Source organism: Pedobacter nutrimenti (assembly GCF_003208655.1).
In the GTDB taxonomy this organism is placed as follows: domain Bacteria; phylum Bacteroidota; class Bacteroidia; order Sphingobacteriales; family Sphingobacteriaceae; genus Pedobacter; species Pedobacter nutrimenti.
In genome coordinates this window covers 619,809-641,616 of the sequence record NZ_QKLU01000001.1, presented here as the reverse complement: position 1 = coordinate 641,616, position 21,808 = coordinate 619,809, and the positions used below count along the sequence as shown (strand labels likewise).

Below are 21,808 nucleotides of genomic sequence, written 5' to 3'. Positions count from 1 at the left end.
GTTATGTTCATTTACTTTAAGCCAACAAAATCCGGGTTAACTTTAATAAATTCAGAAGCTGTTCCCTATGTTTTTAAAAACAGGTTAATTTGATTCAATTTTAAATCTTTATCTGGCGCTATCTTCGTAAAAACAAATCAGTTTATGTATACCATTCTCTCCGGTCACCGTTATTTTAAAAAAGTAATTTTATTTTTTGTTTTCATAATGGGTAGTTTTATCCTGAAAGCTCAAAATACACCAGTTAAAGAAAGTCAAATCAGCGCAGATCTGACCCGGTATTTTAAAAGCGCAGCACAGGAACAACAGTCCAGGGTTAAACTACTGGATAGCGTCCGCGAGTTTAAAAGCGACAGCACCTGGTCTTTGGTAAATCTTCGCGCCAAGCTGGACGCCTATCAGCATTTTCTGGTGGAGCTTAACCGGCATAACCTTTACCGGCAGCTTTCCGCGTATCGAGACAATACGGATACCTTAGCCAGAGCAGACCTTCGGCAAATCGGCCGGGCAAAAAGTCTTCTGATCGCTTTTTGTGAGAAAAGACTCGATCAGCCCGTCATTTACAATTTATCGGCCCAGGAGCTCAAAAAATTTGAATTGAACAGATACCGTTTTTTAATTGGCAATATTAAAGATGCGGCCCTTCATAACCTTTCTGAACACGATCAGGCGCTTGTCGATCAGTTGTCCGACCCTGTTCAGGAAAGATTAACCGACAGATATGATCATTTAATTGATGAAATTCAGGCAGATCCTGTTTTTAAAATGAAGGCTAATTTGGATACCGTAGGAAAAACTATGCTGGATAAGCAGCAAATGATGGCGGCATCCAGAGCGGTAAGGAATAAAGCGTTTTTGCAGGCTTACACGGCTCATGAAGAAGTTTTTGGAGCCATTCTTATTGACATTGCCGCCCAGCAGAACGCTTTGGCTAAGGTTCATGGTTATTCCAGTGCGCCATCCAGAATTTATAAACGTCGTTTACAACTCGATGAACCGGAAGTAAAAGCGCTTCTGGCTGAACTCACAAAACATGCGGGGGTATTACAGCAATATCAAAAAACAATTGCGGCACTTGTTCAGCAGAAAACCGGGCTTGATAAACTGCACAGCTGGGACCTTTCTGTGTCATTGGGTTTTCTGCCGCCAAGAAGAGATTTTTCCTCGGCCAGAAACAGTTATTTAAAAGCCTTAAGGCCTTTGGGTAAGGAATATGTGGATCATTTTGCTCAGTTGACGAATCCGAAAAATGGTTCTCTGGACATTAATGGAGGCCCCAACAGGGTTACGGAATTTACCGCGCTTCGGTATCCGGGGGTACCTACAACCGTTTATATGAAGGAATTTGATGGAAATCAAAGGAGTGTGAGTGTGCTTATTCATGAAGCTGGCCATGCGGTGCATGGACAATTGATGAGTACGAATTTAATAGTGCCCCGGTATGCTTCGGGTCCGAATTTCTTATCAGAGGCTTATGCTATTTTTAACGAGTTACTGTTGTTGGATGAACTGCAGCGTCAATCGAAAACAAAAGATGAACAGGCCTATTACGTAAAGCAGTTTACAGATATGCTGGCTTTTGAGCTTTTTACCTCTGCTGAAGAAGGTGCTTTTGAACAGGCGCTTTACGAGGGGATAGCTGCCGGTAAAATTTTAAATGCCAAAGACATTGATCGTATCTATTCAGTTGTGATGAACAGTTATGATCTGTTTTTTAAGGATGAACCAGAAAGACATGGGGAATGGATAAAAAAACGGCTTTTGTTTGATGACCCGATTTATAATGTGACCTATTTGTATTCTATGCTCGTGGCTTGTAAACTGTATAAAGAAGTACAACGGGATCCTGTAAATTTTGGGGCTCATTATACGGCCTTATTAAAAAATGGCTTCGATGCACCAGCCGATGAGCTGCTCCTTAAGTTTATGGGCTTTGGGTTAAACCGTAAAGACCTGATTGATGGGGCACTTCAATTGATGGATGATAAAACAAAAGAATTGACGAATTTATCCCATTAGACAGTTCTTATCCTAGATCAAGGCGGGGAGATTTTTTGTTGCTTAACTTTGAGGAAACAAAAAATAAAGGAGTATTTATGGAATTAGGAATAGGAATGTTTGGCGATTTGTCGTTTGATCCACAAACCGGGGAACACCGCAGTGCAGGTTTGAAACTGCATGAAATTCTGGAACAGATTAAGCTGGCAGATCAGGTGGGACTGGATGTTTTTGGCCTGGGAGAACACCATCGTCCGGATTATGCAGTTTCTTCTCCGGAAATTGTTTTGGCAGCAGCAGCTGGCATTACTAAAAATATTAAGCTGACCAGTACAGTGACCGTATTGAGCTCCGCAGAACCGGTGAAGGTTTATCAGGATTTTTCAACCATAGACCTGATATCCGGCGGGCGGGCAGAGATCGGAGTGGGCAGGGGAAGTTTTATCGAATCCTTTCCATTGTTTGGTTATGATTTAAAAGATTACAATCAATTATTTGAAGAAAAGCTAGACTTGTTGTTAAACATTAACAATAACCAGGTGGTCAACTGGTCGGGGAAACTTCGTGCGCCGCTTAAAAACCAGGGGGTATTTCCAAGGGCGGTAAATGAGGGCAAACTGCCCATATGGATTGCCGTCGGCGGAACACCTGAATCGGTGTTGAGGGCTGCAAAATTAGGTTTACCCTTAATTGTTGCTATTATTGGCGGGATGCCAAAACAGTTCCAGCCTTTGATTGAATTTTATAAACAGGAATATGTAAAAAATGGTCATGACATCACTAAGATGCAAATTGGAATCCATTCCCACACTTTTTTGAGTGAGCAACCTGTAACTGTGGAAGGCTATTATGCCAATTATGCAGCTCAGATGAACAGAATTGGTGCTTCCCGTGGCTGGGCCCCCTATACAAAAGCCCAGTATGATGCTGGCCGGTCAAAAGAAGGAGCTTTGTTTATTGGCTCTGCAGCTGAGGTAACCGACAAAATTTTATACATGCACGAGCTGTTTGGAATTACCCGTTTTATCGGACATATGGATGTTGGGGATCCTTCACACCAAGACATGATGAAAGCCATTGAGCTTTTTGGAACCAAAGTGGCACCTGAGGTGCGAAAAGCGGTTAAACAAGCCGTTTAATGGAGTAAAAAACCGTTTCTGAAAAGAAGCGGTTTTTTATTTGTCCGGATTCTTTTATCTTTGCGTGTAATTCTAAAAACTAGTCTATAGTGTAAGATTTCATTTCTTTTCTGGAAAAAACAGGGTTCTATCAAGGGGCCGGAATATTTTATTTACCATAAAAAGAGATCTTTTATGCTTCTTCTTCAGGATATGAGTTACATGCAGCCCAATGGGGAGCTGCTGTTTTCCGATATACATTTTACACTTCATAAAAATGATAAAATTGCCATAACCGGCCACAATGGTTCGGGCAAGTCTGTGCTTTTAAAACTTATGGCAGGAGACCTTCCATGTACAACAGGGTATTACAGTGCGGTGCATAAACCTTATTATGTTCCACAGCTTTTCGACGACTATAACGAGCTGACTTTGGCTCAGGCGCTTCAGATAGACCTGAAAATTAAGGCTTTGGAAGAAATTTCAAAAGGTAATGCATCTGTAGAACATTTTGAAACCCTGCAAGAGGACTGGACCCTGGAAGAACGTTGCAAGCAGGCTTTTGCCTATTGGAAATTACAGGACCTAAGTCTCCATCAAAAAATAAAAGATCTTAGTGGGGGCCAGAAAACGAGGGTTTTTCTGGCAGGAATTCGTATTCATCAGGCCAAAATCGTTTTGCTGGATGAACCCAGTAACCATTTGGACAGGGCAGGCAGGGCCTTGCTTTGTGCAGAGCTTCTGTCGGCAAAGTGTAGCATGGTGGTGGTTAGCCACGACCGGGTGCTGCTGGATTTACTTGAACCGGTTTATGAACTGAGCAAAAAGGGATTAAAGCTGTACGGAGGTAATTACAGCTTTTATACAGCACAAAAAAAAGTAGAAAGTGATGCACTCCAAAGGGATTTGCAAAGCAGGGAGAAAGCTTTTCGCCATGCCAAAGAAACGGAAAGAACAGCAATGGAGCGACAGCAAAAACAGAATGCACGTGGAAAAAAGAAGCAAGAGAAGGCGGGCCTTCCGACCATTGTGCTCAATGGCCTTCGAAACAAAGCAGAGCAAAGCACTTCCCGGCTGAAAGGTGTTCAGGCAGAAAAAGTGAATACAATCGCTTCTGAAATGAGGCAGTTGAGGTCGGCTATGCCAGATCAGGATAAAATGAAAATGAATTTTGATCATTCTGCTTTGCACCAGGGAAAAGCATTAATCACCGCAAAAAAAGTAAATTTCACTTATCAAGCGCAGTTGTTGTGGAAACAGGATTTAAATTTTCAAATCAGAAGCGGGGAACGACTGGTGATTGAAGGGTTGAACGGATCTGGCAAAACAACATTAGTGAGGATAATTCTTGCCCAACTCCAACCATCAAAAGGAGCGATAGAGCGTCAGGACTTTAGTTCTGTTTATATTGATCAGGATTATACTTTGATTGATCCAAAACTGAATGTTTACGATCTGGTCCGGGAATTCAACAGCAGTGGTCTGCAGGAACATGAGCTAAAAATCCGTTTAAACAGGTTTCTGTTTTCAAAAAATGATTGGGATAAAAGCTGTGCTTTGCTAAGCGGGGGCGAAAAAATGCGTTTGATCCTTTGTGCATTGACCATTGCCCGGCAAGCCCCGGATATGATTGTCCTGGATGAACCCACCAATAACCTGGACATCCAAAGCATTGAAATTTTAACCCGGGCCATTCAGGATTATCAGGGGACACTCTTGTTGATTTCCCATGATGAGTACTTTTTGAAAGAAATTAATGCAGTCCGTTTAATGGATTTAAGCTGATCCAACACAAACTGGCCAAAGAAGCAGGGATCATTGTTTAATTTTAAGATGCGCTGATCCCTGTTTCCGGTAAAGTGCCGGTGAGCAACCAGCGTAACGCCTGAAATATTTTCCAAATACAGATGCATCGCTAAAATTAAGGGCCTCAGCAATTTGATTGATATTTTCTGAACTTTGCCTTAGCCTAACTTTAGCTTCCAGGATCAGTAGTTCGTGAATCCATTGTCCTGCCGTTTTGCCCGTACTTTCTTTAATGCTTTGACTCAGGTGCTTGGAGCTGATGTTCATCAAACCGGCATAGGCATTTACACCGCGGAACTGTAGATAATTCTCCAGAAGTAATTTCTTAAATTGCTGTACCGTTTTATCAGGTGCTTTTAGCAGGTGCTGGTTTTCGGGATAGTACTGGTCATAAAGATCGGCAACCTGGTTTAAAGCGATACTGATGTAATTCCTAACGATTTTTTCCTGGCGTGAGCTTTTGGAATGGTTTGTGTTTTTAATGTCTCTTAAAAGATGTCTGATCAGCGCAGCTTCCTTGCTATTCAAATGAAGTACAGTGGGATATTTGGCATCAAAAAAACTAAAATCTTCCAAAGAGTTCATATTTCCGCCAGTCTGTGTTTCCAGAAAAAAGGCTGCCGTGAAAAACAGGATTTCTTCTGCATAATCAAAAGATTGTGCTTTCCAGCTTCGAATGACTTCCGGTCCCATAACGATCAGGGCGTTGGTGCAGAGCGTATATTGCTCTAAATTAGCCGTCAGTTCTGCACTTCCATTTGTACAAACCGCAACTCCAAAATAAGTTGCCCGGTGCGGGAAGGTGCTCAGCTTCATGGGAGCAGAAAAAGAAGCTGAAAAATATTCCATCGCCTTTTCATGGCCAGACAACAGGGGGTTGATGACCTCGGCAAGACTGTATTCGGGGATGAGTTTTTTCATGGACCATTATTGAACTTGTCAGAAAGAAATCTGTTAGTGACGAGTTTATTGGATAAAAATAGAAGTTATAATCATAAAATCAGTGTTATTGACCATAATTACCGAAATATTGCTCTTTTGTTCATCGAGCCCCTTTGCGATTTTTGCAGGTACTATAAAGTATCAAATTCAGGTGTATGTCTAAAAGGGAAATCAAATGTCCGCATTGCGCGGAATGGGTCAAATGGGAAGGGGAATTATATGAACGCTGCATTAAATGCAATAACTTACTGGAACAGGAAAAAATAGACAAAATAAAAGCATTGGACGCACTTAAAAAAGCTAAAGAAGAAATGGAAAGGGCCCGGATTGCAAGGCAAAATCCCTTTTTAAGAAAAGTAGAGGATTATGCCACCAGCATTTTTATTGGTTTGATCATGCTGATTATCTCTGTAGTCGTACTGGCGGCAGGTTAATGGAGCTGCAGAAATGAATACCTTTAAATGGTTCTCTTTGTTTTCTTTTATCGCACTGTTTATTTATCTGATGAATAAGGCAGGATATGTTTTCAACGACTTTGTTCAGTTTTATGTAAATGACCTGCTCGTTGTACCGCTGACAGCCACACTGGCCATGTGGTTCATGAGAATGCTGTTACAGCAAAAAAAACTGGCTCTAAGGTCCTGGCAAATTCTTTTTATTGTAATGATGTACAGCCTGTTGTTTGAAGCTTTACTTCCGCATTTTATAAAAAGATATACAGGTGATCCGGTGGATGTACTGATGTATATTGCCGGCGGCCTGTTTTTTTATAAAGTAATGAACTGCTAAATTTATTCGGGTTTTACCCAGTGTTTTTTATAAGTCTCCATGTCCTGAGCCGAAGGAGTAGAGATCTCCGCTACTTCACTGGTGTTGTCTTCAAACACTTTTGCCCGCACTGGCATGTTCGCCTGACTTGCCCGCCGGATCAGGTCCAGATAATGGTCACTGTCCCGTAGGCCAAGATCAATAAAAAACACACGTGCATTTGGATATAGTGCCAGGTCCACGGTATCGTTTCTGCGGTTCCTGATTTCCGGTAAAACAATCCCAATATCTATTTTGGCTACTTCTTTTATTCTTTTTCCCTGGGTATCGCTGTTGTGCTTTGAACAGCAAACCAGAGAAAAGATAAGGGCGGTGCAAACCGAAAAGGATAATAAACTGGATACTTTGTTCATCGCAGAGTTGATTTGTAGTTTTAACGCCTAAACTTAATTAATATTTTCTTGTTGTGAAAATTGTTATTGAAATAAAACATTTAACAGGATTTGTTTTTCTTATTTCCCCATTACGACCGCCACACCGAGTATAGAAATAGAATTACTTTAGTCTGAAATAAAGAATTTTTATTTTAGATCTGTTCTTTAACAGAGCCCTTATGATAAATTATCACCTAAAAACCAGCAGTGAACTATCCGTTTCTGAAATAAAAAATATTATTGGATATTGGGAAGAAGAAGAATGGTTCGCTTTAACAAGTGATGAGTTCAGGGAAAAATTCCATAAATCGGAATTTCATCTGCTTGTGGATGACAATTCTAATTTGCTTTCGTTAAGCCGTATTAACTTTGATTTTAAAATAGAGTTAAAGCACATCCGTTACGAAGTTTGCGAAATGGTAGGCTTGGTTTCTATGGTCAGAAAGAAAGGCTATGCCAGACATTTGATTAAAGAAATAATGGGTAACCTGAAAAGCCGGGGTATCGAATGTATCGGATTTTGCGAAAAGGAGTTAAGGCCTTTTTATGAAAAATGTGGTGTAACGGTTTTATATGATCAAGCCAGGTACCTGCATGAAAAGGATCATAAACCGGAATTAAATCCGGATGATGATATTTTGGTGATCACATTATCCGCAGATGTTAAGGAGCGGTTGTCTGCTTTAAATAAGGAAAATACCGGCTATTTAATATTTGAAGAATGACCAAACAATGATTAAAAAAAGATAAGATTAATAGATCAGATCAGCTGCAGCTTTTCGGCAATACGACAAGCTTCAAGAGAATTGCTTACCCTTAGTTTTTCCAATATATTTTGTCGGTGCCGGTTTACTGTGTGGATACTGATCGATAAGAAAGCCGCAATTTCTTTGCTCATTTTACCTTTATGGATCAGTTGCAGGATCTCTTTTTCACGGGAAGACAACAGGTTATTGCAGTCCTGTGCAGTGGGCTTCAGAGCACTACCATTTACTGAATTTACAATAAGGCCACCTGGTGTTTCTGTCCCTGGATCATCACAAGAAAGGTTATAAAGGCAAAGGGCCAGCCATAAATTCCCATTTGAACCACTGCTTATATAAAACATGCGGTGTTCTGCAAACAGGTATTTTCCGGATTTAGCGAGCATGCGGATTTTACTTTTTACATGGTAATCCGATCTTTCAGAAACAGGCAAGCCTTTTAACAGGTTAAAAAACTGCAGTTCCAGCAGGTGCTTGCCCAGCAGATCGTCCACATGGATTTTATTGAAAATGTCTTCTTCCCAGATAGAGCCGATTTCTTCTGCGACATGATTTTCATCAAGGCCCAGTTCCCTGGCTACTTTTCCTTTGTAGATATAGCTTTTGCTGGTTTTCATGTCGCTCAAAACAGCTATTGCATTTTCTACAAGGGAATACATATAGGCCATATACTGATAATGAGATAACTTCATAGGCCCGGCAGGCTCCCCACCAAAGTTTTGTGTTAATAATTTTTCATTTAACGTATGGATTACATTCATTTTAATATGGTTATTAATCAGTATTGGTGGGGCATTTATGGTCTTTTACCTTTGCAGGGTAAATATAGATATGGTTACTAACCGAAAACAAAAATGAAGAAAATTATTTTAGCCATCTTTAGCTTAATGGTTACACAAACGAGCTTTGCACAACGCCTGGAAAAGATGCAGTGGTTTAACGAGCCCGAAAAATGGGAAATTACAAACAACACTTTGAGCATGTTTGTTACGCCCCAAAGCGATTACTGGAGAATTTCTCATTATGGCTTTACGGTGGATGATGCCCCGTTTTATTACAGTACTTATGGAGGGGAATTTGAAGTAAAAGTGAAAATAACCGGAAATTATAAAGCCCGTTTTGACCAAATGGGTTTAATGCTGCGTACCGATCACGAAAATTACATCAAAGCAGGAATAGAATTTGTGGATGGCAAATACAATTTAAGTACGGTGGTTACACATAAAACAAGCGACTGGAGTGTAATGACACTAGATAAAGCTCCTGAATTTGTGTGGATCAAAGCCCTAAGAAGACTGGATGCAGTAGAGGTATTTTATTCTTATGATGATAAAACCTATACCATGATGCGGAATGCTTATTTACAGGATAACCGGCCTGTTATGGTTGGCTTTATGGCCGCCAGTCCTGATGGAAATGGCTTTAATGCTAAATTTGAAGGTTTTACTGTAAAGCAATTGCCCGATCAGCGCAGACTGGAATGGCTGAAGAAAAACGGAAACTGATCCATAGGATTTATCGATTCTGAATTTCAGTTAGGCTTCAAGATAAGGACTGAGGAACATCACTTTATTTGTATTTTTGCAACCTTGTATACTCAGAATTGAAGCTCAATGCCAAAGAACACGATCTTATTACATCAGCATGAATTAAAGGCAACAGGTGTGGAGGTAAAACTGATGGGGAATTTTAAAAAAATGGTACAAATTCCCCACCGGGATGACCATTATATGTTTATTATTCAACAAGATGGTCAATTTTTATGGGAACTGGATTTTAATGAAGTGAAGCTTTTGGGCCCTACACTATGTTTTATTGTACCAGGCCAGGTGCACAGGTATATTGAGGGTACCCAGGGAGGAGGATGGCTGGTTTTTGTAGACAGCGAAGTCATACCTGCACTCTTCAGGGAAATATTCGGCACTTACCTGAATGTTTGCCAGTCGGTTTCTATAAAAAGTAACGATCCTGTTTTTAACCTTATGCCTTTATTGGAAGATACGCTCAGTCAACCCTCCATTCCTCTTCAAAAGACGCTGATCAAGTCCTTAACAGAAGCTTTAACAGGAGCTATTGCTTCAAAATTAATGCAAGTCCAAAACACTACAAATCTGCTGAGCGGGCAAAAGTATACCATCGTAAAACGGTTTAAACAATTGGTCAACACCAAATGTAAGGAGTTAAAACTGGTTAAAGGCTACGCTTCATTGCTGAACATCAGCCCACTTTACCTGAACGAAGTGGTTAAAGAAATTACAGGCTTTGCAGCAAGTCATTGGATCCAGCATGAGATTTTACTGGAAGCAAAGCGCTTATTGTGTTATTCTCCATTAGACATTAAACAAATCGCTTATGAATTGGGTTATGAAGACCATGCTTATTTTTCAAGATTCTTTAAAAAGAATACGGGATTAACGGCCTCTGTATTCAGGGCTAAAAACCATTGATTGTCCAACAATAGCCATTAAACGGTTAAGTTTTACCAGGGTCGGTCCATCTACTTTTGTATCCGTGAAATTTCACAGCTTAAATACCATACAAAATGATAGAAAAAACGAAAGCCGCCGCAGTTACGGACAACAAAACGGATCAGAATTTTGCCCAGCTCATTACACCGATTATTACTTCGGTATTTGCAATATACCTTACCATCGGAATGACTTTAGGGGTGCTACCTGATTTTATTAAAAACGATTTAAAATTTAACAGCCTGATCGTGGGTTTGGTGATTGGATCACAATCTCTGGCTACTTTATTAACAAGGGCCTATTCGGGAAAAATAACGGATACCAAAGGCGCAAAACTGTGCAGTAGCAAGGGAATAAAACTGGTTGTTTTTTCCGGCCTTTTATACAGCTTGTCAGCAGTTTTCAGTTCTAATTTTTACCTAGCCCTGGGACTTGTTTTTTTATCCCGGATGGTTCATGGAATAGCGGAAAGCATGCTGGTTACGGCTGCACTAACCTGGGGAATAGGTTTGGTAGGGGCAGAAAAATCGGGGAAGGTGATGACCTGGAATGGAATTGCCATGTATGCAGGTATTGCAATTGGTGCTCCTGCAGCCATCTGGATGAAAAGTTCTTTTGGCATTGTGTATGTATTTATAAGCGTCATATTAATGGCCATCCTCAGTTGGCTTTCTACCCTGAAGCTACCGGCTTTACCGGTAGATGCGGCGCACATCAGAAAACCTTTTTACAAGGTAATCGGTCTGATTTCAGGTCAGGGTTTAGGGCTGGCTTTTTCATCTATTGGATTTGCCTGTATTTCCTCTTTTGTTTCTTTGTTGTATACAGAAAAAAGCTGGGGCAACCCGTCCATGGCCTTTATGACCTTTGGGTTGTTTTATGTGCTGACCAGGGTCTTGTTTTCGTCCTTTACCGATAAGTATGGTGGATACAGGGTTGCATTGGTTTCCTTAAGCGTGGAGATTGCAGGACAGCTTTTAATTGGGTTTTCGGTATCCCAGAATATGGCTTTAGCAGGATGTGCACTAACCGGAATAGGGTTTTCGCTAATTTTCCCTGCGCTAGGGACACTTGCCATTAAAAAAGTGACCCCACAAAACAGGGGTACTGCGCTGGGTGCTTATGCGGCATTTTTTGACCTTTCTCTTGGACTGGCAGGACCGGTTGCCGGCCTTATTGCCGGGTGGTATAATTATCAGGCCATTTACCTGTTTGGCGCAACCAGCTGTCTGCTGGCTATGGTCATTTTGTTTTCAAATACAAACAAGAAAAAAAAGGAACTTGTCGTTAGGGGCTAAGTTCCTTTTTTATTCTGTATCCTTATTTTCAGTGCAGGTTATTTTCTTTGTGCGGCTTCTATGATCACGCTGGCTACTTTTTCAGGCTGGGACATAAAAATCACATGGCTTCCTTTAACTTCTGTTACTCTGGTATGAGAACGTTTATACATGGCATGCTGAATTTCAGGAGCAATGCTTTTATCTTCTGTAGCAATTAAACCATAGGTTGGTTTATCCCTCCATGCTGCATGGGTAATTGGTGTTGTAAATCCTTTGGCATAGAAAGCTCCCTGTGAAGCGTACATGAAATCTGCTTCTGCTTTACTGATATCAGCACAAAAGCCCTGATGGTATTTGGCCTGATCATAATAAACTATTCCTTTGTCATCTGGTGGCAAGACCCCGTTTTCAGGTGCTGGGGGAGCGGTTTGAAGCCATTGTAATGCACTTTCCCCATTGTCAGGTTGGAAAGCTGCGATGTACACCAGCCCAGCTACTTTAGGGTGATTTCCGGCCTCCGTAATTACGGCACCGCCCCAGGAATGTCCTGCCAGGATTACGGGACCATCTTGTTTGTCCAGAACAACTTTTGTGGCATTGACATCGTCCTCAAGCGAGGTCAAGGGGTTTTGAACCACAGTAACATGGTACCCTTTTTTGGTTAATATGGTATACAGCGCCCTGAAGCCGGAGCCATCTGCAAAGGCACCGTGTACCAATACTACATTTTTAACTTCCTGGGCACTGACTCCATGGCTTGTACCTGCAAGAGCAGTCATTGTTAATGCTACAGCCACCAGGCCTTTTTTAATGTTGTTTTTTACGATTTGAGTTTTCATTGTTTTGATGTTGATTTTTTTGTTCTGATCAACACTACAAAGGTGGCTTGAAAAACAAAGCAAGGGAATAGACATACTTCCCAGTTGATTGTAATTTTTTCCCTTAATTATTATTGTCTTTGTTTCTAAAGCCAATTGGGGAGTAGGAAGTATGCTTTTTAAAGAAATTACAAAAATAAGCGGGGTCCTCGAAACCCAGTTCATAAGTTATTTCTTTGGCAGATTTGTCTGTGTAGTACAACAACCGCTTTGCTTCAATAATTATGCGTTCCTGTATAATTTGAATAGGGCTCTTTTGCTGGAACAAAGCAAAGAGATTTGAAAGTGTCTTGGGCGATTTATTGAGCTGCCGGGCATAAAAATGAACAGAATGTTCATTGTGAAAATTGCCTTCGACCAGCAGATTGAATTTGCGGATGAGGTGGAACCTGTCGGTCTGCATTTTTGGATCTGGAATGTATTCTGATTTGGCCAGTTGTGTAACAGTAATGATCAGCCTTTTGAGCAGCATGACCAGCATATCGTTTTGCACATGATCTGCTGTATTCATTTCAGAAATAAACATATGAAGTAGCAAAGACAGCTTTTGCTGGCTTGCCTCGGTTAAATTGATGAACAAATTATGGCCTATTCCAAAAAGAAAACCTACACAACTCACCTCAGAATCATGATCAATGATGCAGTAAAATTCCCGGTTAAATTGCCAGGCAACCAGATCTGAACTACGTTCAAAAATAAAAGATTGGTTAAACATCAGGGGCAAAATACGTTGCGAAGGAAAGTTAACTTCTTCACCGTCAATGGTGACCGTTTGCTCATCACCGCGATTCCAAACTATAGTAAAGTATTTATTGTTCTGGTCCTTACTATAGAAGTGACGATCAAAATGTTGTTCCTGGTTGAATAAGTATAAATGTCCACCGGAATTCGGGTCAGTCAAAAACAGTTTCATTTGATTGTACTAAATAATGTGGTCGTATCAAAGGTGTTAAATGCAATTTTTCACGTAAATTCGAAAATACAATATTATTAATACATATTACTTATGTCTTTGATGCAGAGTACAGATGAACAGGAAATTATATTGATGGTTTGGTTTTTGGATTAAGAATATAATTTACTCCTATGGCCCTGGAAAAAATTCAGCATATCATCAATTACATTGAAGCCCATTACCATCAGGATATTCCAATTGAGAAATTAGAAGAGTTGTCTAATTATTCTTATAGAAACGTTCAGCGTGTTTTCAAGAATATTTTCAAGGAATCGCTGGGGGCATTTCAAAAAAGACTAAAACTTGAGCACGCGTATAAAAAACTTATTTATACTTCTGATGCGGTTACCCGTATTTCTTATTCTGTAGGTTTTGAAAGCTTGCAGGCTTTTTCGAAATCGTTTAAAAAACAGTTTAAGATATCGCCGATGAGGGCCAGGAGAGAAAAAGTTGGGATTTTTGAAAGTTTCATAGAGCGGTTTAGGCAGGAAGACAAAAGCATTAGCCGGGAGTTGGTTTTCCTGAAGGAAGTAAGGGTATTTTATATTGGAATTCAAACCAATAACTACAGCAGCCCTGATATAGAAAACCTGTGGGAGAAAATAGACACTCTGGTTGAAGCAGGTCCTGGAACACAATATTTTGGAATCATTGTTGATCAGCCTTTGATTACCGATAAGTTGAAATGCAGGTATGAGGCCTGCATCAATAAAGATCCGTTAAACAAACAATTCTTTTCAACGCATATTCTGGGAGGCAGATATGCAAAATATATTCATAAGGGCAGCCACAACTTAATTGAAGATACTTACCGGCGCATTTATATAGATTGGCTTTTTAAGACCGATTTGGAGCTGGACAGTTCGGGGATCATAGAGCATTATGTTAAAAATGAGTACCACACAGAAAATGAGGATAATTTTGTAACGGAGATTCTTATTCCGGTCAAAAAAAAATAGTTGTCATTTTTGGACAACAAAACGGGTTTCCATATCCCTTCTTTTGTAAGAAAATAATGGTTTAAATAAAATGAAAAACAAAATGCTATCCTTAATAATCTCCTTGTTAACTATATTTTCTTCCTGCCAGAAGGCAGATGAAAGCTTGCAGCCTGCGGATGCTACAGTAATGTACACCATGCCAGAGGAATCTGCACCACATGAAGGAACCTGGTTGCAATGGCCTCACCAGTATCAATATGGAGCTACCTATCGCAACAGACTTGATGCAACCTGGGTGAAAATGACGCAAACCCTGGCCGAGAGTGAAAGGGTTCATATTATTGCCTATGATGAACAAGAACAAAGCCGGATTATAAATTTATTGAATAATGCGGGTATTTCTTTGACAAATATTGATTTTAAAATTTATCCTACCGACGATGTTTGGGTAAGGGACAACGGGCCAATTTATGTTAAAGACAACAAGGGCCAACTGGTTGTAGAAGATTGGGGCTTTAACGGCTGGGGCAAAAAAGCAGATTATCAGAATTGCGATCTGATTCCTTCAAAAATTGCCAGCAGCCAAAACCGTACAAAAATTGATTTGAATGCCGTTATGGTCAATGAGGGCGGAGCAGTTGAAATAGATGGTGCAGGCGTTTTAATGGCAACTAAAAGCGCTGTTTTGAACAACAACAGAAACCCTGGAATGAGCCAATCACAGGCAGAAGCTATTTTTACCAAATATTTGGGAGTAACTAAATTTATCTGGTTAAAAGGAAAAGCAGGTTTAGAAATTACCGACATGCACATAGACGGATTTGCAAGATTTGGCAATACAAAGACCCTGGTGACCATGGATTTCGATGATTTACTGGACTGGCAGGTTCCTGAAGAAGATATCAATACGCTTTATGCTGCAACTGATAAAAACGGGGCACCCTATACGCTGGTTAAACTTCCATTAACTAAAAATAATGTAGAAACGGTTTATGGAAAAAAATTGGGTTATAAAGGTTCTTATGTAAATTACTACATCGCAAACAAAAGGGTACTGGTCCCGAATTACAATGACCCTAACGATGTGGTGGCCAACAGAATTATACAGCGTTTATATCCTGACCGGGTTGTGGTAGGGATAGATGTCCGGAATTTGTACGCCAATGGAGGTATGATCCATTGTGTGACCCAGCAACAACCCCGATAGAAATTGTCATTTAAAAAAAGAGGAGGACGACCGGAATTTAAACCGTCTGTGCCTCCTCTTTTTTTTCCAGCCAGGATTTAACAAAGTGGGCTTTGTCCCGGCTTACTTTGATTTCTATGCGCTGTTTTAAAAAAATAAGCATTCCACCACCCGAAAGGTCCTCATATTTAAGAAATGCCTGACGGGAAATAATGCAGGAACGGCTGATCCGGCAAAAAAGCGCCGGATCAAGTTCTTTTTCTATTTTATCCAGCGGCCTCCAAAATGCAAAAATAGATCCGTTGTGTGTTTTTAATAGAATATCCCTTCCATCGCGAAACAGGTAGGAGACGTCTATAAGTGGAATTTGTATCTCATCATGTCCGTTGGGTATCACAATATGTTCCTTATAATTTAAAAAAGCACTCACAGGTGCTTTGGATGAATCGTTCTTCTGTTTCTTTTTAATTTTTTGATCCTTATGCAGAAGTCCGGAAAAATAAGCCCCCATATATAATGCATTTAGCGTAACGACAATAAACAGAATCAAAAAGAAGGAATGTCCTGTATATAAGATATGGGAGAGATCCATTTCGAGAATAAATAAAGCCAGTTTGATTAAAGAGAAGGTGATGATCAGAGGGGTTAGACAGCCAAATAACAGCTGAAGGTAAATCCTTTTAGTAAATTCTCTGCTCCAGCTGGATTTTTTATCCAGGACTTTGGTGCTGTAATCAACCATGGAAGTTAGCAGCATATAGCCAGAAAATATGGCGATAAGAGAAGTATAAGATCGCCAGTTCTGATGATGCGAATAAATAACAAGTTTTAATTCCGGCCAGGTGGTGCAAAAGGTAAACACCAGGCAGGTTAAGAGCAGAAAACGAGCGCTAAAATAACGCATTCTAAAATTATGATCCTCGTATTTGTACTGATGGTTCATTATGAATAATCCTTATGCTAAACTTACTGAGGTCAATCTAAATGCTTTCTCTAAGGTCTTATGAATTTACACGATTCGTGTAAAAAGCAGGTCTGTATTAATAATTTGTCGGTTTCTACCCATTTAACTTTAGGACTATCAAAACCTAACTTATATGGAAAGAAGACTACAAAATTTGGCGGTCCTGACAAGGGCTTCAGGTCACATAACCGCACAGGATAAAACGATTACCCGTCGCACTAATAAACACCTGTCGGGTTAAATTCAAAGGAACTACAATTTCGGATAGAGCGGTCGGATGGAAAGGACTTATTAATTGTCGCATAGGTGATTAATAATTTAGGTAAATAATAGGATAAACCAGCTGGTGGATGTCAGCTGGTTTATTTAAAAAACCGACGGTTTCCTTCCGGAAAAAGCATAGTGTTCCCAAGAAAATAAACAATAGCGGTGTATAGGTGAACGGAATCATTAGCAGGCTTGGCTCAACAAAATGTCAAATTATCGTTACAATTCCAAAAACTTAATACAATCAATACCTAAACTAAATCAATTCATGAAAAAACTAGTACTAAACTTGTTCCTCTTGTTTATACTGCCTGTTTTTGTGTTCGCTCAGGAGCGCACCATAAACGGTAATGTTAAAGCAAGAGAAGACGGATTGCCTATACCAGGGGCTTCCGTGAAAGTAAAAGAATTACCTACGATCGGAACCACAACCAGGGCCGACGGAAAGTTTACTTTAAAAGTTCCTTCCGGTGCAAAAACACTGATTATTTCATTTTTAGGTTATACGAGCCGTGAAGTAGATATTCGCTCCAGTAACGTGGTGGAAGTTGTAATTTCTTCGGATGCCCAATCTTTGAATGAGGTGGTGGTTACAGGGGTGGGGGCAGCTACTGAAAAAAGAAAGGTGGCCATTGATGTAGCCGCTGTTGGCAATAAGGATTTTGCAAAAAGTGCTAATTTATCTGTCAGTCAAGCCCTGACCGGACAGATTGCCGGTGCACAAATCATTCAGGCAAGCAGCAGACCTGGAACTGGTGCACAAATCATTCTCAGGGGATATACCAATCTGGGTTCAACAAATCCATTAATCCTGATAGACGGGGTTCAGGTAGGCAGTGACATGCTGGATGTTCTGGATCCTTCAACTGTTGACCGCGTAGAGCTGGTCAAAGGATCTGCGGGCGGTATGCTGTATGGTGCCAATGGAGGTAATGGGGTTATTCAGGTTTTTACCAAAAAAGGAACACGTAACGGAAAACTGATTATTGATGTGGTATCCAGGTACAGTAGGGACAAGGTATTACAGAAAAACCCTTTGGTCGCCTCCATGCACCATTTTGATACGGATGCTGCTGGTAATATTCTAGACTCGGAAGGCAAAATTGTTTCAGCAGACAGTCATGGGATCTGGAGTTCACCACAGGAGGGGCCTTATGCAACAGACGTTAAGATACAGAACAATAAGCCCTACAAACTACCTGTTTACAATCATATTGATCAGGGTTACCGCGTTGCCAATACCTTCACCAACTCTGTGAACATCAGGGGCGGTGATGCAAATCTGGACTATGCCCTTAATGCATCTAACCTGGCACAGCAGGATGTTTTTAGTAACAATTACAACCGGACCAACCTGAGCATGAACCTGGGTTTCAGTCCGGCCAAAGGCCTGACCATCAGAAACAGCACCCAGTTTATCTATACCCACGAAAACTTGCTTTCCGGTAGCCGCTTCAATCTGGTTAACAGTTATCCTTTTATTAACTTTAATTACATAGATCCTTCCACAGGACTCCGCGTGGTAAAACCAAGTGTGGATATTGACGGGAATAACTCACTCACAGAACGGGATTATCGCACAAGGTATACCAATACGCCACGCTTGGTAGAAAATTTTGGAGTGAACTACAAATTCCCTAAATACCTGGAATTAGATGCCAAGTATTCACTGGACTACTCGGTTTCTGATGGATTTGATATGTACAAAAATCAGTTGAGCAGTTATCAGGCAGTCTCCTGGGGACCAGCAAACGGCCAGATTACCAATAGCTACACCAATTTTAAAAGCCAGTATTTGATCGGTAGTGCTTTCATCCGTACGGATTTTAAGAATGATTTTAATATTGATCTCCCTATTAAAACCATTACCCAGGTGAGTTATGATGCACGCAAAATATCAAGACGCTATTATTTTGCTCAGGGCACAGGTCTTACACCTTATCCTCCTTACAACATCAATACCGCTGCTACGAAAACGGCAGGTGACGGCTTTGATTACGAAACTTTAATGTATGGTTTCCTGGTCAATCAGACCATTGAATATGCCAATTTGTTAGGTGTTTCAGGAGGTTTCCGATCGGATTATTCATCGGCTTTTGGAGGCCAGTCAAAAGCATTTACCTTTCCAAGGGCTACTGTATATTTTAATCCTTCGGAGTTGTTTTCGACCCGTAATCTTGTATCCAACTGGAAAGTCAGAGGTGCATACGGAGAGGCCGGTGTACAGCCTGGGGCTTATGACAGGCAATTGATACTGGATGTTGCGGCTATTGGTCCAACCGGTTCTTCTCTTTCCAATCAAACCACTGCACGCAACCCTAATTTACAGGTACAGGTGACCAAAGAACTTGAACTGGGAACTGACATAACTTTTACGCCCCTTAAAGGACAATGGTTTTCACAATTTGTTTTTAGTGGAACTTATTGGGACAGAAAATCGAAAAATATTATTCAGAATGCACCGGTCGCCCCTTCTTCCGGTTTCTTATCGACCGTCGATAACCTGGTATCTTTAAAAAGTCATGGTATTGACCTCTCTTTAGACATGAGCGGATATAAGGCCGAAAATTTTACCTGGGACCTAGGGCTGCGTTTTGCTACATCTAAAACTTTTATTGATAAAATATCTAATAATCTTCCTATTTATAGTGGCGCATTTGCGCTTATCCCTGGTCAGCAGCTGGGTATTTTCTGGGGTCAGACACCCTTACGTAGTGTTGATCAGTTGAAACCTGATGGAAGCAGGTATATACCAGTTTCAGATGTAGGCAACTACACCCTGGTGGATGGAAATGTGGTGGACATTCGGACAAACAGGGCTGTCATTTCAGCTTCTAATGATTTGACCAATATTGGCAATTCAAATCCTGATTTCACTTCATCTATATTTAACAGGTTTACCATTTTCAAAAAACTAAGTGTAGCTGTACAGTTTGACTGGGTAAAAGGTCAAAGTGTATACAACAGCACCAGACAATGGTTGTACAGGGACAGGCTTTCAAAAGATTTTGACAGACCAGTAACCATTAATGGTCAAACCGGCGCTTTTGTAAATTATTACGACAGTTATTACAATACCTTGAATCCGGTTTCCTGGTTTGTTGAAGATGCCAGCTTTTTACGTTTGAGGGATGCTTCGATTAGTTATGACCTGACCGGTGTAGTCAACAAAAGATGGTTAAGGACCTTGTCTGTAACTGTATCTGGGCATAACCTGTTGACCTTTACCAAATACAAAGGCCTGGACCCGGAAAGTACTGGCTCTGTGGATAGTCAGGGTGGTGCGCTGAACGGGATTGGTAGTTTCAGAGGAGTTGACCGTTATATGCAGCCCAATGTAAGATCATATCAGTTTAGCTTAAACATAGGATTTTAACTTTTAAGAGCATAAACAATGAAAAAATATATCATAATTTTTGCACTTGCCATAGCAGGTGCCGGATGTAAAAAATCCGATTTACAACTAAATAACCCCAATAGTCCTTCGCTCGTGTCTTTAGAAACGAAGGTAGGGATAGAATACTATGCTTTAGGCATTTTCGTACAGTGCGGATCAGTCTTTGACAAATCGACTTTCTATAACAGTGTTATGGGAGATGAACAAATCTCTTCGGTGGGCAATTTCGGAATGCGGTTTACCCAACAGGTTTCCAGCATAACTTTACCTGCTCCATACAACACTAAAGTGCCTAATATTTTTGGGGTTTCACAACAGGCGCAGCTGGCCAGTCTGAATAATTTTGCTGCAGACGCCAGTGGAAGCAATGCATTTCAAGTGCCCTGGAGTGATGCTTACCTGGCTAATGGACAGGCAAATATACTTCTGAAGGCACTCAACAGCCCTGCTTTGGTATTACCCGCCAGCGAAAAAGCTACTTTGCAGGCCTGGGGGTATTGGTGGAAAGGTTTAGCCTATTCACAGATTGGGTCGCTTTTTGCAAAAGGCATCATTACCAATAGTGCAGATGGCACAACCAACAGTAATTATGTTGATCATGACGCGATTATTGCAGAGGCAAATGCCAATTTCGATAAGGCCATTGCCCTTTTATCAACAATTAATGACGGAGATGCCGATTATGCCGCAACTATGGTTGCCATTACACCTAGTTTTAACGTGACTTCGTTAAAAATTACTCCTTCCATGTGGGTTAGAAACTGTTATACTTATCAGGCCAGAAATATTTTGACCAATACCAAAGTAAGCGCAATGACAGCTGCTCTTTGGACTAAAGTGGCCAGTCTTGCAGCTAAAGGACTGGTTAAAGGTGATCAGGCCTTCGTAAGGGGGATGGACGTAAACAGTACAAATGATTTGACTGCGGGTACTCAGGGACATCCTTTTTTATGGAACAACAACGATATAAATCCGGGTTGGTTGTATACAAGTGAACGTTTGGTGCAGGATTTTAAGCCTGGTGACCAAAGGTTTGTGAAAGGGATTACGGTACTGCCGAGTGCAGTGGTAAACATCAGGAGCCGTGGTATACAGTTCGGGTCACGTTATACCCCAACAGCCATTGAAAACGGCGGATTCTGGTCCACCGCCAAAGCGCACGTGGGCAAACATTTTTATGCAGGTTCCTGGGAAGAAAATGCATTGATGCTTGCTGAAGTTCAGATCCGCAGTGCTGGAAATATAGATGCAGGTTTGACCTTGATAGATCAGGTCAGGGATGCTCAGGGAGCCGGACTGGCGCATGTTTCCGGAACAGGTTTAACCCAGACGCAGGCCATTGAGGAACTGCGTAAAGAGCGCAGAATAGGTTTGTTTCTCAGAGGCGTTGCTTTTCTGGATGCCCGTCGATGGGGGGTAACTGCGCCTGCAAGTGCAGGTGGAGGCAGGGCCAACGCGATTGTTCTGATACCTGGAAACCTTATAGGTTCAAGTACTTTTAGTCCATTGCCATGTTTCATTGAGTACAATTATATGGATTACTGGGATATTCCTATTGATGAAACGGCTTACAACAGGCCCAGCGGACCTGTAAGCTCCAATTAAATAGTAAGACTTTACAGAGATTATAAATCCCTGACTG

19 protein-coding genes are annotated in these 21,808 nt (G+C 40.9%); 13 read left to right on the top strand and 6 right to left on the bottom strand.

Annotation, left to right across the window (positions count from 1 at the left end; genetic code table 11):
• The first annotated feature begins 144 nt into the window (after window positions 1-144).
• From B0O44_RS02620 to B0O44_RS02610, 3 genes are all read left to right on the top strand, one after another.
• A complete protein-coding gene (locus B0O44_RS02620) occupies window positions 145-2,019 on the top strand; it encodes a M3 family metallopeptidase (protein ID WP_110827134.1) in 1,875 nt (624 codons plus the stop codon).
• Between the two features lie 77 nt (window positions 2,020-2,096).
• Complete coding sequence (locus B0O44_RS02615; protein WP_110827523.1) at window positions 2,097-3,137, top strand: LLM class flavin-dependent oxidoreductase; 1,041 nt, start codon at window positions 2,097-2,099, stop codon at window positions 3,135-3,137.
• Window positions 3,138-3,311: 174 nt separating this feature from the next.
• Entirely contained in the window at window positions 3,312-4,901 is a 1,590-nt protein-coding gene (locus B0O44_RS02610) for an ABC-F family ATP-binding cassette domain-containing protein (RefSeq protein WP_110827133.1), read from the top strand.
• A gap of 30 nt (window positions 4,902-4,931) precedes the next feature.
• On the opposite strand, the gene B0O44_RS02605 is transcribed toward B0O44_RS02610, so the two are convergent.
• A complete protein-coding gene (locus tag B0O44_RS02605; protein WP_110827132.1) occupies window positions 4,932-5,843 on the bottom strand; it encodes a helix-turn-helix domain-containing protein in 912 nt (303 codons plus the stop codon).
• A gap of 176 nt (window positions 5,844-6,019) precedes the next feature.
• Between B0O44_RS02605 and B0O44_RS02600 the strand changes: the two genes are divergently transcribed.
• Entirely contained in the window at window positions 6,020-6,298 is a 279-nt protein-coding gene (locus B0O44_RS02600) for a hypothetical protein (RefSeq protein WP_110827131.1), read from the top strand.
• Between the two features lie 13 nt (window positions 6,299-6,311).
• Window positions 6,312-6,653, top strand: coding sequence for a hypothetical protein (locus B0O44_RS02595; protein ID WP_110827130.1), 342 nt, complete (start codon window positions 6,312-6,314; stop codon window positions 6,651-6,653).
• A gap of 2 nt (window positions 6,654-6,655) precedes the next feature.
• Here the strand turns inward: B0O44_RS02595 and B0O44_RS02590 are convergent, their stop codons facing one another.
• Window positions 6,656-7,045, bottom strand: a complete 390-nt coding sequence (locus B0O44_RS02590) for a hypothetical protein (RefSeq protein ID WP_110827129.1) — start codon at window positions 7,043-7,045, stop codon at window positions 6,656-6,658.
• 200 nt (window positions 7,046-7,245) lie between these two features.
• Between B0O44_RS02590 and B0O44_RS02585 the strand changes: the two genes are divergently transcribed.
• Window positions 7,246-7,791 carry a GNAT family N-acetyltransferase gene (locus B0O44_RS02585; protein ID WP_110827128.1) on the top strand — a complete coding sequence of 182 codons (546 nt, stop codon included), beginning with the start codon at window positions 7,246-7,248 and terminating at the stop codon, window positions 7,789-7,791.
• A 35-nt stretch (window positions 7,792-7,826) separates the two neighbouring features.
• Here B0O44_RS02585 and B0O44_RS02580 read toward each other — a convergent pair whose 3' ends face one another.
• A complete protein-coding gene (locus tag B0O44_RS02580) occupies window positions 7,827-8,591 on the bottom strand; it encodes a response regulator transcription factor (RefSeq protein WP_110827127.1) in 765 nt (254 codons plus the stop codon).
• 93 nt (window positions 8,592-8,684) lie between these two features.
• Here B0O44_RS02580 and B0O44_RS02575 point away from each other — a divergent pair, with 93 nt between their 5' ends.
• From B0O44_RS02575 to B0O44_RS02565, 3 genes are all read left to right on the top strand, one after another.
• On the top strand, window positions 8,685-9,335 hold the full coding sequence (locus B0O44_RS02575) for a DUF1349 domain-containing protein (RefSeq protein WP_110827126.1): 651 nt from the start codon (window positions 8,685-8,687) through the stop codon (window positions 9,333-9,335).
• 108 nt (window positions 9,336-9,443) lie between these two features.
• Window positions 9,444-10,277, top strand: a complete 834-nt coding sequence (locus B0O44_RS02570; protein ID WP_110827125.1) for a helix-turn-helix domain-containing protein — start codon at window positions 9,444-9,446, stop codon at window positions 10,275-10,277.
• A 95-nt stretch (window positions 10,278-10,372) separates the two neighbouring features.
• Window positions 10,373-11,596 carry an MFS transporter gene (locus B0O44_RS02565; RefSeq protein WP_110827124.1) on the top strand — a complete coding sequence of 408 codons (1,224 nt, stop codon included), beginning with the start codon at window positions 10,373-10,375 and terminating at the stop codon, window positions 11,594-11,596.
• A gap of 38 nt (window positions 11,597-11,634) precedes the next feature.
• On the opposite strand, the gene B0O44_RS02560 is transcribed toward B0O44_RS02565, so the two are convergent.
• Window positions 11,635-12,417, bottom strand: coding sequence for an alpha/beta hydrolase (locus tag B0O44_RS02560; RefSeq protein WP_110827522.1), 783 nt, complete (start codon window positions 12,415-12,417; stop codon window positions 11,635-11,637).
• A 103-nt stretch (window positions 12,418-12,520) separates the two neighbouring features.
• Window positions 12,521-13,369 (bottom strand): helix-turn-helix domain-containing protein, encoded by an 849-nt coding sequence (locus B0O44_RS02555; RefSeq protein ID WP_110827123.1) that lies wholly within the window; start codon window positions 13,367-13,369, stop codon window positions 12,521-12,523.
• A 173-nt stretch (window positions 13,370-13,542) separates the two neighbouring features.
• Between B0O44_RS02555 and B0O44_RS02550 the strand changes: the two genes are divergently transcribed.
• A complete protein-coding gene (locus B0O44_RS02550; protein WP_110827122.1) occupies window positions 13,543-14,370 on the top strand; it encodes an AraC family transcriptional regulator in 828 nt (275 codons plus the stop codon).
• An 82-nt stretch (window positions 14,371-14,452) separates the two neighbouring features.
• Window positions 14,453-15,559, top strand: a complete 1,107-nt coding sequence (locus B0O44_RS02545; protein WP_245943531.1) for an agmatine deiminase family protein — start codon at window positions 14,453-14,455, stop codon at window positions 15,557-15,559.
• A 37-nt stretch (window positions 15,560-15,596) separates the two neighbouring features.
• Here the strand turns inward: B0O44_RS02545 and B0O44_RS02540 are convergent, their stop codons facing one another.
• On the bottom strand, window positions 15,597-16,481 hold the full coding sequence (locus B0O44_RS02540) for a LytR/AlgR family response regulator transcription factor (RefSeq protein WP_110827120.1): 885 nt from the start codon (window positions 16,479-16,481) through the stop codon (window positions 15,597-15,599).
• Between the two features lie 556 nt (window positions 16,482-17,037).
• On the opposite strand from B0O44_RS02540, the gene B0O44_RS02535 reads away from it, so the two are divergent.
• Both B0O44_RS02535 and B0O44_RS02530 read left to right on the top strand, forming a co-directional pair.
• Window positions 17,038-20,145, top strand: a complete 3,108-nt coding sequence (locus B0O44_RS02535; RefSeq protein ID WP_170123253.1) for a SusC/RagA family TonB-linked outer membrane protein — start codon at window positions 17,038-17,040, stop codon at window positions 20,143-20,145.
• 18 nt (window positions 20,146-20,163) lie between these two features.
• Window positions 20,164-21,771 carry a RagB/SusD family nutrient uptake outer membrane protein gene (locus tag B0O44_RS02530; RefSeq protein ID WP_110827118.1) on the top strand — a complete coding sequence of 536 codons (1,608 nt, stop codon included), beginning with the start codon at window positions 20,164-20,166 and terminating at the stop codon, window positions 21,769-21,771.
• Window positions 21,772-21,808 lie beyond the last annotated feature (37 nt).

What these genes read in the sequence shown, in the direction of transcription:
- B0O44_RS02540 (WP_110827120.1), bottom strand. Translation starts at nt 16,481, where the DNA reads ATGAACCATCAGTACAAATACGAGGATCATAATTTTAGAATGCGTTAT.
- B0O44_RS02565 (WP_110827124.1), top strand. Translation starts at nt 10,373, where the DNA reads ATGATAGAAAAAACGAAAGCCGCCGCAGTTACGGACAACAAAACGGAT.
- B0O44_RS02615 (WP_110827523.1), top strand. Translation starts at nt 2,097, where the DNA reads ATGGAATTAGGAATAGGAATGTTTGGCGATTTGTCGTTTGATCCACAA.
- B0O44_RS02570 (WP_110827125.1), top strand. Translation starts at nt 9,444, where the DNA reads ATGCCAAAGAACACGATCTTATTACATCAGCATGAATTAAAGGCAACA.
- B0O44_RS02545 (WP_245943531.1), top strand. Translation starts at nt 14,453, where the DNA reads ATGCTATCCTTAATAATCTCCTTGTTAACTATATTTTCTTCCTGCCAG.
- B0O44_RS02590 (WP_110827129.1), bottom strand. Translation starts at nt 7,045, where the DNA reads ATGAACAAAGTATCCAGTTTATTATCCTTTTCGGTTTGCACCGCCCTT.
- B0O44_RS02550 (WP_110827122.1), top strand. Translation starts at nt 13,543, where the DNA reads ATGGCCCTGGAAAAAATTCAGCATATCATCAATTACATTGAAGCCCAT.
- B0O44_RS02580 (WP_110827127.1), bottom strand. Translation starts at nt 8,591, where the DNA reads ATGAATGTAATCCATACGTTAAATGAAAAATTATTAACACAAAACTTT.
- B0O44_RS02560 (WP_110827522.1), bottom strand. Translation starts at nt 12,417, where the DNA reads ATGAAAACTCAAATCGTAAAAAACAACATTAAAAAAGGCCTGGTGGCT.
- B0O44_RS02620 (WP_110827134.1), top strand. Translation starts at nt 145, where the DNA reads ATGTATACCATTCTCTCCGGTCACCGTTATTTTAAAAAAGTAATTTTA.
- B0O44_RS02605 (WP_110827132.1), bottom strand. Translation starts at nt 5,843, where the DNA reads ATGAAAAAACTCATCCCCGAATACAGTCTTGCCGAGGTCATCAACCCC.
- B0O44_RS02575 (WP_110827126.1), top strand. Translation starts at nt 8,685, where the DNA reads ATGAAGAAAATTATTTTAGCCATCTTTAGCTTAATGGTTACACAAACG.
- B0O44_RS02555 (WP_110827123.1), bottom strand. Translation starts at nt 13,369, where the DNA reads ATGAAACTGTTTTTGACTGACCCGAATTCCGGTGGACATTTATACTTA.
- B0O44_RS02610 (WP_110827133.1), top strand. Translation starts at nt 3,312, where the DNA reads ATGCTTCTTCTTCAGGATATGAGTTACATGCAGCCCAATGGGGAGCTG.
- B0O44_RS02535 (WP_170123253.1), top strand. Translation starts at nt 17,038, where the DNA reads ATGAAAAAACTAGTACTAAACTTGTTCCTCTTGTTTATACTGCCTGTT.
- B0O44_RS02600 (WP_110827131.1), top strand. Translation starts at nt 6,020, where the DNA reads ATGTCTAAAAGGGAAATCAAATGTCCGCATTGCGCGGAATGGGTCAAA.
- B0O44_RS02595 (WP_110827130.1), top strand. Translation starts at nt 6,312, where the DNA reads ATGAATACCTTTAAATGGTTCTCTTTGTTTTCTTTTATCGCACTGTTT.
- B0O44_RS02585 (WP_110827128.1), top strand. Translation starts at nt 7,246, where the DNA reads ATGATAAATTATCACCTAAAAACCAGCAGTGAACTATCCGTTTCTGAA.
- B0O44_RS02530 (WP_110827118.1), top strand. Translation starts at nt 20,164, where the DNA reads ATGAAAAAATATATCATAATTTTTGCACTTGCCATAGCAGGTGCCGGA.